Origin of the sequence: Pseudoflavonifractor sp. 60, assembly GCF_009911645.1 — a bacterium.
Taxonomy (GTDB): Bacteria; Bacillota; Clostridia; order Oscillospirales; family Oscillospiraceae; genus Lawsonibacter.
The window spans coordinates 1-566 of the sequence record NZ_QWKI01000393.1; the positions used below are offsets into that span (position 1 = coordinate 1).

General features: G+C 46.8%; 2 protein-coding genes. Both read left to right on the forward strand.

Features of this window, described 5'->3' with window-relative positions:
- The first annotated feature begins 53 nt into the window (after positions 1–53).
- Positions 54–176, forward strand: coding sequence for a transposon-encoded TnpW family protein (locus D1646_RS22565; protein ID WP_243154311.1), 123 nt, complete (start codon positions 54–56; stop codon positions 174–176).
- A 90-nt stretch (positions 177–266) separates the two neighbouring features.
- Positions 267–566, forward strand: a 300-nt coding sequence (locus D1646_RS22570) for a recombinase family protein (RefSeq protein WP_160638542.1), incomplete at its 3' end; no start/stop codon positions are given.

The following is a 566-nucleotide window of genomic DNA, read 5'->3' on the forward strand; positions in this document are numbered from 1 at the left end:
CAAAAACGAAAGCAGTCACCCCTACCACATCCACCCCGCAGACCAAGCGGACATTGGAGAAGCGCATCGGCCACACCACCTATGAGGTGCATATCTGCTTCAATGAGCAGAGCAAGGAGAGCATGAATGATAAAATCTGCCGCCTTATCAAGAATCAAATTGCGGATAGCCAGTAAAAATTGCAAAAGGCAGTTGGCATCACGCAGATTTTGTGATATATTGGTGTTGCCGCAAATGAGCTGGCTGTCTCGAAAGGATGGCGCATTATGACAAGACAGCCAGAAAAGGACACCGCAATCTACACCAGATTATCGCGCGACGATGAATTACAAGGTGACAGTAATTCCATCATTCATCAAAAGGAACTGATTTCCAAGTATGCTGCTGACCATGGTTTTCGGAATATCCGCTTTTTCGTAGACGACGGATACTCTGGAACAAATTTCCAGCGTCCGGGTTTCCAGGAAATGCTGTCCGAGATTGAAGCCGGGAAAATCGGAACCGTCATTGTCAAGGATATGTCCCGGCTGGGCCGTGATTATCTGAAAGTGGGATTTTATACAGAA